Genomic DNA, 14283 nt, shown 5'->3' on the forward strand with positions numbered 1-14283 from the left:
CTGTCTGGCTTTCACCTATCCAAACTCGCTTTCCTTCTCATCAGTTTCTTCTTTCATCTTCGCGTATGCATATTTATTTTTTCTCTACTAATAATAGTCATTTGAAGCTAATTTGTCAATTCTCATTTTCAGTGCCATTTTTTTGTGCGGGTCGTTTTTTTAAAACAGCTTCCCACTTATACATATTATCTATAAACTTTTTGCTTTTTAAATGAAGGCCTACATATTCCTCGTAAATTTGGTCGATCAACCAACGAATTTCTTTCTTGGTTTCTTCTTTCAGTGTTATTTTACCGACACGATCAAAAGATAAAATCGAAAAGAGACGCAGAAAATGCACGGCTCGAGCAGTTGCCTGATATCTACGTTCATCCTCAACCCAATGTCTTTCGCACAAAATACCGTTGTGAACTGAGGAAAAATCAAATTTCCCCTGTGTTTCTCCGCAAAATACGCAACTATTGAGATTGGGCATGACTCCAAAGTGATAAAGAAATCTTACCTCGAAAATATTCATAATGATTTCGGGATCTTCTCCTTCATCAATAGCTGATAGTCCAAGTTTAAGTTGTTCAAACAAACCAGGATTTTTGATTTTATCTTCTAAGGCGGCATCTAATAAACTTAAAATATAAGTTGCGTAGGCATTTTTAAAAATATCTGTTTGCATACTTGTAAAATGATGAATATCTTTTACGTCACGTAAAAAACTTAACCCATCTGAGCGAATATCCGCAATATAGGTTCCATAACTGAAAGGTAAGATAGCACTTCGCAAACTATCTGTAGGTTTTTTTGATCCACGTACAAAAAACATCAATTTACCGTGCGTATTTGTAAAAATCTTGACAAGAAAGTCTCTTTCTTTGTGTTTTCTTACAGATAGAACGATCCCTTCGACTTCTTCTAGATTGCTCACGAGCTTTTCCTTCCTGTATGAAAATTGGGTTGTAGTGCAAATCATTTGTTTGAATTATTTAATAATCATCTTTTTTGTAGCCGTAATCTTGAATATGGTGTAACTTATCCCGCCAGTCTTTTTGAACTTTGATCCATAAATCTAAATAGATTTTATCGCCAAGCAGCCCTTCAATATCCTTACGAGCTCGGATGCCGATTTCTTTGAGCATCTTTCCACCCTTGCCAATAATAATTCCTTTTTGACTCGCACGCTCAACAACTATGGTTGCGTGGATATTTACTTTTTCAGTTTCGCTTCGTGTGATACTTTCCACAACGACCGCAATGGAATGTGGTATCTCTTCTCTGGTCAAATGAAGTACTTTTTCTCTAATTAATTCTGAGATGATAAAGTATTCCGGATGGTCCGTAACTTGATCCTCCGGGTAGAATTGAGGACCTTCTGGAATATATCCACGTATAACTTCCATCAAGGTGTCTATATTCATAGCTTGAGATGCAGACACAGGAATAATCTCAGCAAAATCCATTTGTTTTTGATAGTCTGCAATAATCGGCAATAATTCATCAGGATGGACAGTGTCGATTTTATTGATGACTAAAAATACCGGTGAGCTAACCGTTTTTAATTTTTCAATAATGAAATTATCTCCGGGTCCTCTTTTTTCAGAAGCATTTACTAAAAATAAAATTACATCAACTTCATTGAATGTACTCAAAGCGGATTCCACCATAAAATCCCCTAAGCGATGTTTCGGTTTATGGATCCCTGGAGTATCAATAAAAACAATTTGTTCTGAATCTGTCGTATGGATCCCTTGAATTTTATTCCGTGTTGTTTGTGCTTTGTCGCTCATGATCGCAATTTTTTGACCCACAATTTGGTTCAACAAAGTCGACTTGCCTACATTGGGTCTTCCGATTATAGAGATAAATCCTGATTTATACGGTTCTGCCAAAATATTCTCCTCCTAACAAACGATTGTAATTAATTTATGATATGTTCAAAAAATAAAAGCACCTTAGGCAAGAAAATAATACAGCCAATAACTACTGACAATGACGCACTTAACAGTACGGAAGCGGCAGCCATATCTTTTACTTTCTTTGCCAATGGATGAAACTCATAATTGGTAACTAAATCAACTAAATTTTCAATAACTGTATTTGTAATTTCCATGATCAATACAAAGAAAATAGAAAAAGTGACCCATAACCATTCCATATAGGAAATATCAAATAAAAATCCAAGAATCAAGATGATGAATCCTAAGCTGAGATGTGTACGCATATTTCTTTCTTCTGAAAAAACAGTCTGGACACCTTTAAATGCATAGTGAAATGACTGCAGATACGTATGACTTTTTTGTGTATCTTTCTTATTTTCTTTCAAGACCATACTCCTCTAGCAACTCATTTTGTAACGAAAACATTTCTTTTTCCTCTACTTCAGTTAAATGGTCGTATCCATTCAAATGAAGAAAACCATGAACTGTTAAAAATCCTAATTCTCTTTCAAATGAATGACCATAGTCTACTGCTTGTTCTTTGGTCCGTTCTAAACAGATAAAGATATCGCCTAATGCTCGCGGCAATTCTTCATCAAGCGTGTTCCAATTAAAATCAAATTCATCATCTGCCTCATCTTCCATCGCAAAACTGATGACATCCGTAATAGAGTCCTTTCCTCTATATTCACGGTTGATTTCTTTGATCCGCTGACTACTTACAATTGTAACAGATATTTCTGCATCCTCTTCAATCGCCAACTTTTTGGCTGAAAATTCGATTATTGAATGGATAAGATCGAGGTGCTGTTGTTCTAATTCTTTTGTTTCATCTAAAATTTGTATATCCATTTCTTTATCTTCCTATCTCTTTTAATTATCTTCTGCCTTTTCATAAGCATCAATGACGGTTGAAACTAATGGATGCCTTACTACATCTTGAGCATCAAAATGCACAAAAGAAATACCCTTAACAGAGTGAAGAACTTTCTCTGCATGGATCAATCCACTGTTAACTCTTTTAGGTAAATCGATTTGAGTTATATCGCCATTAATAATTATTTTAGAACCAAACCCTAATCGAGTGAGGAACATTTTCATTTGTGGAACAGTCGTATTTTGAGCTTCGTCTAAAATGATAAAAGCATCGTCTAATGTGCGTCCACGCATATAAGCTAACGGAGCGACCTCGATCGTTCCACGTTCCATTAGTCTGTTAGTATGTTCCACTCCAAAAATCGTATAAAGAGAGTCATAAAGCGGCCGTAAGTATGGATCTACTTTCTCTTTTAAGTCTCCCGGTAAAAATCCCAAACTTTCCCCTGCTTCAACTGCTGGTCTCGTTAAAATAATTCGTTTGACCTCTCCGGCTCGCATAGCTGAAACAGCCATCACAACTGCTAAAAAAGTTTTCCCTGTACCAGCAGGACCGATCCCAAATACAATATCATGGGTTTTAGCGGCTTGAACATAATTTCTCTGTCCAACATTTTTTACGTGAATGGGTTTATCATTTCGATCTCTTCCGATCACTTCTTCAAGCATTTTTTGAAAATATTTTATTTTACCTTGTTGAGCGAGACGAATTGCACTCATTATATCTTTTTTTTCAATTTCTTTATTTGATTCTAAAAACAGTGAAAACTGTTCAAATATTTCTTTTACCACGGTTACTACAGAATTTTCCCCGTTTATTTCAATTTTATTGCCTTTTTGATTAAGTGAAACTGGAAAGTATTCTTCAATTAAGGCCAAATGATTGTTATGAAACCCCACAACATTTATCAAATCCTCGACAGATTCAAACTCAACAGTTTCTTTTGAATTCAAGCTTTTTGTCAAAAAATAGCACTCCCTTATTTCTTCACTATGTACTAAGATGATAGCATAAAAACGATTTAAATAGAAATAATTATGATAGCTTGACCATATTCGCTAACGGTTTCAAACTTGCTTACCGTAAACAACGCAAAAAAAAGAACTGAGAGTTATATCTCAGTTCTCTTAGTTTTATTGACTTAATTCTTCTTTAACAATAGTATTGACGACTTTACCATCAGCTTTCCCTTTTGTTTTAGGAATAACGGAAGCCATAACTTTTCCCATATCTTTCATAGAAGAGGCGCCAGTTTCATTTATGCTCGCTTGAACAAGATTACGAATTTCCTCTTCAGACAGTTGTTCTGGAAGATATTCTTCAACAATTTTGATTTCAATATCTAATTGTTGAACTAAATCATCTCTTCCAGCATTTCCAAACTCTTCTTTAGAATCCACACGTTGTTTCTTTTCACGTGCTACAACAGCTAATTCTTCTTCTTCAGATAGTTCGCTTCCTTTTTTGATTTGTTCATTTTGTAAAGAAGCTTTTATCATCCGCAAGACAGAAAGTTTTTGTTTATCTCTAGCTTTCATGGCTGATTTTAAATCGTCATTAATAATAGTTACTAAACTCACACTTTTCACCTACATTCAAAAAGAATTAATGTTTGCGTTTTCTAGCTTCAATTGATTTCTTTTTGCGGCGCACACTTGGTTTTTCATAAAATTCACGTTTGCGGGCTTCTTTCATAGTCCCAGTTTTAGAAACGGAACGTTTAAAGCGACGAAGAGCATCATCAAGAGATTCATTATCTTTGATAACTGTTTTTGTCATATTTAATTCCCTCCCTCCGTGCTTTTAATGTAACTGTCCTACTTATACTATATTTTTGCATAAACAAAACTGTTCTGTTTCATTATAATCTAATTTCGTGGTCTCGTCAATAATGGAAAAGAATTGTTTTTATTTTTTCGACTGGCATTTATCACAAATTCCAAATAATTCAAATCGATGATCAGTAATTGTACATCCAGGCAGTTGTCCTTCAAAAAAATCGAGTGGGCATATTTCCAGTGCTTTTGTTTCCCCACAGTTCGTACAAATAAAATGATGATGGTGATGAGACGTGTCACATTTGTATCGGAACAGTTTCTCACCTTTTAATTCAGTTTCTTCTAATAAGTTTAATTCAACAAATGTGTGCAAATTACGATAAATAGTATCTTGACTTATATTTGGATAAGCTTTTTTTAATTCTGTTTGTACATCTTTAGCAGAAAGAGATTTACTTTCATTAGAAAATAATTCCAATAACTTTTCTCTCTTTTCAGTTAACTTATACCCATTTTGCTTAAGCCTTTGAATCACATGCTGTTGGACGACCATAAATACCGCTTCCTTCTATGTCTTGAATTGACTCTCATTATAGCTAAGTTTTGTCAATATATCAACCACCCCATAACAGCCGAAAGGTTTCAAGATTGCTTTAAAAATTAAGCTGGATAGTTTTATCTTCTTTCTCATTATAGTGCATTCTTATGTCGGGAGGGAATTTCCTGAATTTAACTGACATTCGTTTCTCTATCCGTTATACTGTGAGTAATAAGAGAAAGTCTAAAAAGGAGTGCTTGAAATGTCTTCTCAGCCTATAATCATTTATGTCATCTCTGATTCAGTCGGAGGTACAGCTTCTAATCTAGCCCAAGCTGCCCTAGTTCAGTTCCCTGAAATCCAAGCCGACATTAGAAATTTTTCGTTTATTCAAACAGACGAAAAGTTGGTTTCAGTATTGAATCAGGCAAGGGAAGTCAACGCAATTGTATTGCATACTTTAGTAACGGATAATTTAAACGATATAACTGAAAAATATTGTATAGAGAATGAATTGACCTGTTATGATTTAATGAATCCACTTGTGAGTGAACTCTCTAGGCGTTCAAACTTAAAACCAACAAAAAAACCAGGCGCTCTCCACAAAATGGACGAAACTTATTTTGAGAGAATCAGTTCAATTGAATTTGCAGTTAAATATGATGATGGAAAAGATCCAAAAGGTTTTCTTGAAGCTGACATAGTTATTTTAGGAGTGTCACGCACATCAAAAACACCTTTGAGCATGTTTTTAGCAAATCAAAATTACAAGGTTGCAAACTTACCTCTTATGCCAGAATCGTCTATTCCGGATGAAATATGGGAGGTAGATAGCAATAAAATTGTTGGATTGATGAATGATAGAGAAAAACTAGCTTCTATTCGTCGAGAAAGGATGGTTTCTTACGGTTTAAATCCTGAAAATACTTATTCTAGCTTAGAAAGAATTGATAGAGAACTGGATTATGCCACTAAGCTGTATAAAAAATTGAATTGTTTAACAATTAATGTTTCAAGCAAATCTATAGAAGAAACGGCTGCCATCATTATTAATAAATTAAAGAAAAGATAATCCACTTAAAAAAAGAAAAACTAGTTCGTTTTGGATTGTGAGAGTAGGGCAAAAAGCAGACCCGACAGCCACTAAAGTGGCTGTCGGGTCTGCTTTTTGGAGCACGTTTTAGAAAGTAACGTTTGGGAAATGATTAGAGGCTGGGACTAAAGTCCCAGCCTCGTTTACTCAAATTGGACTAGTTTTTCTATTTATTTTTGCTGATAAGAGTCACTGAAGTAGGTTAAAAACCTCTACCAGCTCCACCCCCACCAGAGCGACCGCCACCACCAAAACTACCTCCACCGGAGCCACCAAAACCGCCGCCAGATCCAAAACCACCGAATCCGCCACCGCGATGTCCTCCATAGTAGTAAGGGCCTCTTCTTCTTCTAGAACCAGGACCGCCCCCGCCACCTCCAAAGAAACTACTTAACATAAAAATGATCACTATGACGATAAATAAGAATGGAGCAGATGTCCCGTCGTCGGAATCTGATTGTTGCGGTTCAACAGCATATCCCGAAAAAATGGTTTCGTGATCATATCCATATTCATCATTGACTTCAATTGCCACATCCGTAAAGATGTTTTTTAATCCCTCATCATAATTATCTTCAGAAAGAAGATTTAAATGTCGGTCTAAAATCCTTCCAGCACCGGCATCCGTAATAGCACCCTCTAATCCGTACCCTACTTCTATTTTGATTTCTCTTTCAGTTTCAGATAAAAGAATTAAAATGCCGTTATCATAGTCTGTGTTTCCGATTTCCCACTCTTCAAAAAGATTCACTGCATACTCTTCAGGAGTGACTTCCCCGATTGATTCCACTACCGCTACAACTACTTGTGGTTGTTCTTGCGTATCTTCGTAGTGACGATTGACACTTAGAATAAATTCCTCTGTATCTGCGCTTAATACATTCGTTTCATCGTATACATAAAACTCTTCAGTAGACGAAGGATATTCTGGTTCGACTGCCTGAACTGTTTCTAAAGGAAAACCAAAAGTGATCTTTAACAAAAGTAATGAAAAGAAAAGGGCCATTGGTATCTTCTTTTTATGCATATTGTCTTGGCCTCCTCATTTTTTATCTATTCAAAATCAACTTCGGGTGCGATATCTGCTCCTTCAACAGCTTCAAAGAAAGGTTTTTGATCGAATCCAAATAATCCTGCCATGACATTTCCTGGGAAACGTCTCACGCGATTATTGTATTGTTGAACTGTATCATTAAAACGCTGACGTTCAACTGATATCCTGTTTTCTGTGCCCGCTAATTCATCCATTAAAGCAGTCACATTATCATTTGAAGTAAGCTCAGGATAGTTTTCCACAACAACTAGTAAACGTGATAAAGCAGAACCCATTTCGTTGTTCGCTTCGACTTCTTCTTCAAGACTTCCGGCAGAACTTAACTGTGCACGTGCATCAGCAATAGCTCCGAACACTTCTTGCTCTTGGTCCATTGCTCCCTGTACGGAATTGACCAAATTTGGAATCAAGTCGTTTCTTCGTTGCAACACTGTCTCGACTTGAGCCCAAGCAGCTTCAACTTTATTCTCTTCTTCAACTAAGTTGTTATATGAACTGATTAAAGGAATCGCCAGAATAATTACTGCCCCAACAATTCCCAGTAAGATCTTTATGCTTTTGCTCATAATTCTCTTCCTTTCGTTTATGAAATCGGTTTGTATATATTTATTAAGCTTCATTTGTTAAAAAAATGCAAGTCAAAAGACAACGCAATGGAGAATAAATCAAAGAAGCAGCTTAAATCAGAGTTCAACTGCTCTTCTTTTATATAAATGGTTTACCTTCTAAAATGTCTTCAAGTAGAGTAGGATTAAACTCTTGTTTTCTCAGCATTGCGATTTCATGTCCATAGGGAGCTTTTTTATTCTTTTTGTCTTCTCCAACATAAGGCGTTTCTAAAATTTTTGGTAATCTTTCCAATTTTGGATGGTGCACCACATAATTTAGTGCCTCAAAGCCGATATGTCCAAACCCAATATTGGCGTGGCGATCTTTGTGAGCTCCAATTGGATTTTTAGAATCATTTACGTGGATTACCTTCAATTTATCTAACCCAATAATGCGATCAAAATCTTCTAAAATTTTATCAAAGTTATTTTTCACATCATAACCGGCATCATGAATATGGCAAGTATCTAAAGTAACGGATATTTTATCCTGGAACTCAATCTTTTCAATGATTTGGGCTAATTCTTCAAAAGTACGTCCAATTTCAGTTCCTTTACCAGCCATCGTTTCCAATGCTATCTGAACCGTTTGATCTTCTGTAATAGCCTCATTTAACCCTTTAGCAATTTGATCAATAGCTAAATCGGCCCCGGCACTTACATGAGCACCAGGATGTACCGTCATTTGTTTTGCCCTCAAAGCTTCAGCACGCATTATTTCATCGCGCATGAACTGGACAGCAAAAGCATAATTTTCTTTTTTAATCGTGTTGCCTAAATTAATAATGTAAGGCGCATGTACAACAATATCAGACAGATTATTTTCAGTCATGAATTGTGTTCCACTTTCGATTGCCATTTCTGATATATCTTTCCGCCTTGTATTTTGAGGGGCCCCTGAATAAATCATAAATGTAGAAGAATTATAAGTGACTGCTTCTTTAGCAGCACCCAGCAACATCTCTTTTCCTTTCATTGAAACATGCGATCCAATTAAAACCATAATTTAATTACTCCTTATTTTTTTTTGCCAACTGTGTTTGAATATGCAGTTCTGCTAATTGAGCTGCACTAACTGAACTAGGAGCTTCCGTTAAAGGATCGACGGCCTTGCTGTTTTTAGGGAAGGCTATGACTTCACGAATATTTTCTTCTTTAGCAAGTATCATCACTAAACGATCCAACCCAAAAGCGATCCCCCCATGTGGTGGAAAACCGTAGTCTAATGCATCGAGTAGGAATCCAAATTGTTTTTCAGACTCTTCTTTAGTAAAGCCTAAAATAGCAAACATTTTTTCTTGCAGTTCCCGATTATGAATACGTAATGATCCTCCACCGATTTCATAACCATTTAGAACGATATCGTATGCATTTGCATAAACTTCCTCCGGATGATCATCCAACTTTTGTAAATCTTCTTGATTAGGCATGGTAAAAGGATGGTGTGCTGAAGTATATCTGCCTTCTTCTTCACTGTATTCAAGCAGAGGCCAATTCACTATCCAAACAAACGCCAATTCGTCTTCATTGTATAATCTTAATTCTTTTCCTAAACGAACGCGAAGAGCACCTAGAGTAGCGTATGCGACGGTCTCTTTATCCGCAACAAACAATAGTAAATCACCCGGTTCTGCGCCCATTTCAGTGACCATCTTATCTTCTAAATCAGTTCCGCTAAAGAATTTAGCTATAGGGCCAGTTAGCCCCTCTTCAGTCACTTTCATCCACGCTAATCCTTTTGCACCATATATAGAAGCAAATTCAGTCAGTTCATCAATATTTTTACGCGAATACTGATTTGCTGCTCCTTTAACTGTTAACCCTTTTACAACATTGCCAGCTTTAACTGTCGAGCTAAACACTTTAAAATCAGAGGTTTCAACAATGCTACTGACATCTTTTAATTCCATTGCAAAACGAATATCCGGTTTATCACTACCAAATCGTTCCATAGCCTCATCGTAAGTCAGTTGGGGCAACGGCAAGGATACTTTTTTCCCTTTTGTTTCCTCTACTACGTGTAAAATCATTTCTTCCATAATTTCTCTAATTTCATCAGCTTCCATGAAACTTGTTTCAATATCAACTTGAGTAAACTCAGGTTGTCTATCTCCACGTAAATCTTCATCTCTAAAGCAGCGGACAATTTGATAATAACGATCGAATCCAGCACCCATTAGTAATTGTTTGAAGAGCTGAGGAGATTGGGGCAATGCATAGAATTTACCTGCCTGAACTCTAGAAGGTACAAGATAATCGCGCGCCCCTTCGGGAGTTGACTTTGTCAAATAAGGGGTTTCAACATCTAAAAAACCTTTTTCGTCTAGATAATTACGGATAGCTTTTGTTGTCTGATTTCGCAATATTAAGTTTTTCGCCATTTCAGGACGTCTCAAATCTAAATAACGGTGTTTTAAACGCAACTCGTCTGAAACCGTGATATTGTCCTCGATATAAAATGGAGGTAGTTTAGATTTATTCAACACTTCAATGTGCTGTGCGATGACCTCGACTTTCCCTGTAACCATATTTGGATTGATTGCGCCGACCTCGCGAGCTTGAACAATACCTTTTACTTCGATAACATATTCTGAACGGACAGAATCAGCGATTTCTAAAACTTCTTTTGAAAGATCACCGTTTGCTACAACTTGAATGATTCCTTCACGGTCTCTCAAATCCAAAAAAATCATTCCACCTAAATCACGTCTTTTTTGGACCCAACCTTTTAATATAACTTCCTTATCAATATCTGATTCATTTACCAAACCACAATAATTCGATCTTTTCACTTTAATACCCCTTTTTTTGATTAATCGGATGTTAATAGATTAAATATATTTTTAAATGAAGGAGAGTATATTTCATCTAAAGAAATAGACTGTTCTCCACCAGTTTTCATGTTTTTGATACGTGCCTTCTTTTCAGCTAGTTCTGATGACCCAATAGTAATGACTAGTCTCGCGTTTGACTTATCTGCTGTTTTGAATTGTGCTTTCGGTTTTCTGAACAAGAAATCACGTTCGGCATTCAAATCATTTGCTCTTAAAGCCTCAACAATTTTTAGAGTTTCTAAGTTTGTTTCTTCTCCAATCCCCACTACATAAACATCGAGAACTTTCTCACTTGGAATGGTGATTTCTTCTTTTTTCATTATAAGCAGTAATCGTTCAAGACCAAATGCAAATCCAAATCCAGGTGTTTCTGGTCCACCCATTTCTTCTACTAGGCCATCATATCGACCACCCGCGCATATGGTCGTATTGGATCCAAAATTCTTTGAAGTTGTAAGGATCTCAAAAATCGTATCACTATAATAATCTAAACCACGTACCATAGTTGTGTCTATTTCATACGGAATATTGAGTGCTTCTAGCATCTTTTGTACTTCTGAAAAATGTCTTTTTGAATCTTCACTCAAATAATTGAGAATACTTGGCGCGTTTTTCACAATTTCTTTGTCTATTTTATCTTTACTATCTAGCACTCGCAAGGGATTTTTATACAATCGGATTTGGGAGTCTTTACTTAATTCTTCTTTGAATGGTTCAAGATACTCTATTAAAGCCTGCCGATAGACTACTCGAGCTTGACTGTCTCCTAACGAATTTACCAATAGTTTTAATTCTTTGAGCCCCAAAGAATTAAATAGCTTAAATGCCAAAGCAATTGTTTCAACATCAGTTGCTGGGTTTTTACTTCCAAAAACTTCTACACCTAACTGATGAAACTGTCGCATTCTACCACTTTGAGGACGTTCGTAGCGAAACATTGGTCCCTTATAAAATAACTTGACAGGTTTAATTATTTCTGGAGCATATAGCTTGTTTTCTACATAAGCTCGGACAACTGAAGCCGTTCCTTCCGGTCTTAATGCGAGATGACGATTTCCCTTATCTCGAAAATCATACATTTCTTTCGAAACAATATCACTTGATTCTCCTACACCTCTAGAAAACAAATCGAACGATTCAAATAGTGGGGTACGAATTTCTTTAAATCCATATTTAGCCAGTTCTTTTTTTGCAACAGTTTCTATATAGTCCCATCCAGCAATTTCGGAAGGTAAAATATCAGCTGTTCCTTTAGGTTTTTGATAGTTCATTGATCATCGCTCCTTCATTTACTCAAAAAAAATAGCCCTATTCTTGATTGAATAAGGACGTCAGTTCAAAAGTTTACGTGGTACCACCTTTTTTTAGAGAAATAGATTCTCCCTTAAGCATAACGCGCTTGTGCGTGACAAATTGTCAATCCTCCTGAGTGTCTTTCAAGTATAGTCAAGAAATTTCTTTCAGCCAAGGAAATTTTCTCTTTACGTGCCTAATAACTTTACTCTTCTCCATCAATGGATGATATATAGTTTTAATTAAAGATTACAAGAGTTTAGAGGAAATGTCAAACCTTCTTATTTTTAAGAAACAGAGAAATAAAGAGTGAATAGTTAGGTTTTTAAATGATTTAATATTGCTAAATCGTTTGGTCCCTTGGTATAATAAACGAAACGCTTACTATACATATAAAATTGAATAAAAATAAATCTAATTCTTTCGTAAAATAGATTGGAGTGACTTAAAAATGTTGGGAAATAGACAAGCTAAAACAAATCAACCATTAAAGTTTCTTTCTTACCCTATTATATTTTTGCTTATCTTTATTTTCATGTTGGGCGTAACTACATATGCTTTAGCAAATGAGAATGTAGTCAAAGTTGAAGCCAATGTCTTAAACGTCCGTCTGGGTCCTGGTTTATCACATGAAATCATGACTCAAGTCAATGAAGGCCGTGAGTTAGAGGTTATTGCCGAAGAAAATGAATGGTATAAGATCAGATTAGCTGGAGATGAAATCGGATGGGTAGCTAGTTGGCTGGTGGATAATACGGAGATCATGGCGGCAACGAATAAAGTTGGTGTAATAATCAATACAGAAGCAAATATCCGGCAAGAACCGTCGACAGAGGCCTCCATCTTAGGGAAAGCTGGTGTAGGCGACGAGTTGATTGTCCTCTATCAAGAAAGCAATTGGATCCAAGTCCGGTATCTCGGAAAAGTTGCCTGGGTTCATTCAAGTCTCATTGATATACAAAAAGATGGCGCGCTAACTTCAAAAGCCAATGCACAAATTCAAGATGAAACAAGTGAAACTGATTTAAGTGAAGTATTTATAAAAACCAATGGAACAAATATTCGTTCAGAGCCGACTATCGATTCGCCAGTACTTAAGAAAGCTCGTGCACAAGAAGTGTATTCAATTGTTTCTGAAGAAAACAACTGGTTCAAGATCGATATTGGAAATGGTGAAATGGGTTGGATAGCTAGCTGGGTTGTCAATCTTTCCAGTGAGTCGCTCGACACAGAGAAACCGCAAGTGACCTCTCTGGCAGAAGCAACTATAGTTATCGATGCTGGCCACGGAGGGCATGATCCGGGTGCAGTCGCTGAAACGTTTAATGAAAAAGATATAACTTTGAGTACAGCTTTACTGTTAGCAAACAAACTTAAAAGTTTGGGAACTAACGTAATATTAACAAGGGATGCAGATAAGTATATTACTCTGAATGATCGTGTTTATTTAGGTCATTTGAAAAAAGCTGATGCTTTTATAAGCATTCATTACGATGCTCTTGAAACTGAAAACTTGATGAGTGGGACAACATCTTATTATTATTCTGAACAAGAAGAAGTATTAGCTCAAACTATCAATTCAGAACTCGAAAAAGGGCTTTTGCCGAACAATGGGGTCCGTAAAGGCAATTATTTTGTTCTGAGAGAAAATCAACAACCGTCAGTTCTAGTTGAATTAGGTTATCTAAATAATGATTATGACCTAACCGTCGTAAATACACTATCCTATCAACAAAACGCTGCAAACAATATTTATCAAGGATTATATAACTATTTTTCACAATAATAAAAAACCACCATGCTCAAAATTTGAGCTGGTGGTTTTTATTATTTATTCTTACTATCGATTAAAATGGTAACAGGTCCATCGTTTGTTAAAGATACTTTCATATCTGCCCCAAATTCACCGGATTCGACTTTAAATCCTTCATTTTCCAAAGATTCATTAAAAGCTTCATATAATTCTTTTGCAAAAGTAGGTTTTGCAGCACCAGTAAAACTAGGTCGATTCCCTTTTTTTGTATTTGCATGTAGAGTAAATTGTGAAATTGATAATATTTCACCATTTACATCTTTTAAAGAAAGATTCATTTTTTCATTTTCATCCTCAAAAATACGTAAATTAGCAGTTTTCCTCACTAAATACTCAACATCCTCTTTTGAGTCATCTGGTTCTACCCCCACCAATAATAAAAAGCCTCTTTGAATTGAACCCTTTTCTTCGTTTGAAACAATCACTTTTGCTTGCGATACTCGCTGTATAAGAACGCGCACATTTTC

At 36.0% G+C, this 14283-nt stretch carries 16 protein-coding genes; 2 read left to right on the top strand and 14 right to left on the bottom strand.

Going from position 1 to position 14283, the window contains the following annotated elements:
- Window positions 1-115: 115 nt before the first annotated feature.
- The 8 genes from recO to H626_RS0105605 all read right to left on the bottom strand — a co-directional run bounded on the left by recO (window position 116) and on the right by H626_RS0105605 (window position 5136).
- Window positions 116-964 carry a DNA repair protein RecO gene (gene recO, locus H626_RS0105570; protein WP_211221957.1) on the bottom strand — a complete coding sequence of 283 codons (849 nt, stop codon included), beginning with the start codon at window positions 962-964 and terminating at the stop codon, window positions 116-118.
- 13 nt (window positions 965-977) lie between these two features.
- Window positions 978-1880, bottom strand: a complete 903-nt coding sequence (gene era, locus H626_RS0105575; protein WP_027108470.1) for a GTPase Era — start codon at window positions 1878-1880, stop codon at window positions 978-980.
- A gap of 29 nt (window positions 1881-1909) precedes the next feature.
- Window positions 1910-2320, bottom strand: coding sequence for a diacylglycerol kinase family protein (locus tag H626_RS0105580; RefSeq protein WP_027108471.1), 411 nt, complete (start codon window positions 2318-2320; stop codon window positions 1910-1912).
- Window positions 2301-2780, bottom strand: coding sequence for an rRNA maturation RNase YbeY (ybeY, locus tag H626_RS0105585; protein WP_027108472.1), 480 nt, complete (start codon window positions 2778-2780; stop codon window positions 2301-2303). Before ybeY ends, H626_RS0105580 begins: the two co-directional genes overlap by 20 nt.
- 21 nt (window positions 2781-2801) lie before the next feature.
- Window positions 2802-3770, bottom strand: a complete 969-nt coding sequence (locus H626_RS0105590; RefSeq protein ID WP_027108473.1) for a PhoH family protein — start codon at window positions 3768-3770, stop codon at window positions 2802-2804.
- A 168-nt stretch (window positions 3771-3938) separates the two neighbouring features.
- The gene (locus tag H626_RS0105595) at window positions 3939-4385 is read right to left on the bottom strand and encodes a GatB/YqeY domain-containing protein (RefSeq protein ID WP_027108474.1); all 447 of its coding nucleotides are present in this window, start codon (window positions 4383-4385) and stop codon (window positions 3939-3941) included.
- Between the two features lie 25 nt (window positions 4386-4410).
- Window positions 4411-4584 (bottom strand): 30S ribosomal protein S21, encoded by a 174-nt coding sequence (gene rpsU / locus H626_RS0105600; RefSeq protein WP_027108475.1) that lies wholly within the window; start codon window positions 4582-4584, stop codon window positions 4411-4413.
- Window positions 4585-4713: 129 nt separating this feature from the next.
- Window positions 4714-5136, bottom strand: a complete 423-nt coding sequence (locus tag H626_RS0105605; RefSeq protein WP_027108476.1) for a Fur family transcriptional regulator — start codon at window positions 5134-5136, stop codon at window positions 4714-4716.
- A 247-nt stretch (window positions 5137-5383) separates the two neighbouring features.
- On the opposite strand from H626_RS0105605, the gene H626_RS0105610 reads away from it, so the two are divergent.
- Window positions 5384-6193, top strand: coding sequence for a pyruvate, water dikinase regulatory protein (locus H626_RS0105610; RefSeq protein ID WP_027108477.1), 810 nt, complete (start codon window positions 5384-5386; stop codon window positions 6191-6193).
- A gap of 223 nt (window positions 6194-6416) precedes the next feature.
- On the opposite strand, the gene H626_RS0105615 is transcribed toward H626_RS0105610, so the two are convergent.
- The 5 genes from H626_RS0105615 to hisS all read right to left on the bottom strand — a co-directional run bounded on the left by H626_RS0105615 (window position 6417) and on the right by hisS (window position 11981).
- On the bottom strand, window positions 6417-7241 hold the full coding sequence (locus tag H626_RS0105615; RefSeq protein WP_027108478.1) for a TPM domain-containing protein: 825 nt from the start codon (window positions 7239-7241) through the stop codon (window positions 6417-6419).
- A gap of 26 nt (window positions 7242-7267) precedes the next feature.
- A complete protein-coding gene (locus tag H626_RS0105620; protein ID WP_027108479.1) occupies window positions 7268-7834 on the bottom strand; it encodes a LemA family protein in 567 nt (188 codons plus the stop codon).
- 139 nt (window positions 7835-7973) lie between these two features.
- Window positions 7974-8879 carry a deoxyribonuclease IV gene (locus H626_RS0105625; RefSeq protein WP_027108480.1) on the bottom strand — a complete coding sequence of 302 codons (906 nt, stop codon included), beginning with the start codon at window positions 8877-8879 and terminating at the stop codon, window positions 7974-7976.
- A gap of 7 nt (window positions 8880-8886) precedes the next feature.
- Window positions 8887-10668, bottom strand: coding sequence for an aspartate--tRNA ligase (aspS, locus tag H626_RS0105630; RefSeq protein WP_027108481.1), 1782 nt, complete (start codon window positions 10666-10668; stop codon window positions 8887-8889).
- 20 nt (window positions 10669-10688) lie between these two features.
- Entirely contained in the window at window positions 10689-11981 is a 1293-nt protein-coding gene (hisS, locus tag H626_RS0105635) for a histidine--tRNA ligase (protein ID WP_027108482.1), read from the bottom strand.
- A 473-nt stretch (window positions 11982-12454) separates the two neighbouring features.
- Between hisS and H626_RS0105640 the strand changes: the two genes are divergently transcribed.
- Window positions 12455-13789 (top strand): N-acetylmuramoyl-L-alanine amidase family protein, encoded by a 1335-nt coding sequence (locus H626_RS0105640; RefSeq protein ID WP_051237861.1) that lies wholly within the window; start codon window positions 12455-12457, stop codon window positions 13787-13789.
- A gap of 41 nt (window positions 13790-13830) precedes the next feature.
- On the opposite strand, the gene dtd is transcribed toward H626_RS0105640, so the two are convergent.
- Complete coding sequence (gene dtd / locus H626_RS0105645) at window positions 13831-14277, bottom strand: D-aminoacyl-tRNA deacylase (RefSeq protein WP_027108484.1); 447 nt, start codon at window positions 14275-14277, stop codon at window positions 13831-13833.
- Between the last annotated feature and the right edge of the window lie 6 nt (window positions 14278-14283).

Origin of the sequence: Lacticigenium naphthae DSM 19658, assembly GCF_000425865.1 — a bacterium.
Taxonomy (GTDB): Bacteria; Bacillota; Bacilli; order Lactobacillales; family Carnobacteriaceae_A; genus Lacticigenium; species Lacticigenium naphthae.

Bases quoted from the DNA above. Each gene is read 5' to 3' on its own strand.
- recO (WP_211221957.1), bottom strand. From the start codon at position 964: ATGATTTGCACTACAACCCAATTTTCATACAGGAAGGAAAAGCTCGTG.
- H626_RS0105580 (WP_027108471.1), bottom strand. From the start codon at position 2,320: ATGGTCTTGAAAGAAAATAAGAAAGATACACAAAAAAGTCATACGTAT.
- ybeY (WP_027108472.1), bottom strand. From the start codon at position 2,780: ATGGATATACAAATTTTAGATGAAACAAAAGAATTAGAACAACAGCAC.
- rpsU (WP_027108475.1), bottom strand. From the start codon at position 4,584: ATGACAAAAACAGTTATCAAAGATAATGAATCTCTTGATGATGCTCTT.
- H626_RS0105605 (WP_027108476.1), bottom strand. From the start codon at position 5,136: ATGGTCGTCCAACAGCATGTGATTCAAAGGCTTAAGCAAAATGGGTAT.
- H626_RS0105610 (WP_027108477.1), top strand. From the start codon at position 5,384: ATGTCTTCTCAGCCTATAATCATTTATGTCATCTCTGATTCAGTCGGA.
- H626_RS0105615 (WP_027108478.1), bottom strand. From the start codon at position 7,241: ATGCATAAAAAGAAGATACCAATGGCCCTTTTCTTTTCATTACTTTTG.
- H626_RS0105620 (WP_027108479.1), bottom strand. From the start codon at position 7,834: ATGAGCAAAAGCATAAAGATCTTACTGGGAATTGTTGGGGCAGTAATT.
- H626_RS0105625 (WP_027108480.1), bottom strand. From the start codon at position 8,879: ATGGTTTTAATTGGATCGCATGTTTCAATGAAAGGAAAAGAGATGTTG.
- hisS (WP_027108482.1), bottom strand. From the start codon at position 11,981: ATGAACTATCAAAAACCTAAAGGAACAGCTGATATTTTACCTTCCGAA.
- H626_RS0105640 (WP_051237861.1), top strand. From the start codon at position 12,455: ATGTTGGGAAATAGACAAGCTAAAACAAATCAACCATTAAAGTTTCTT.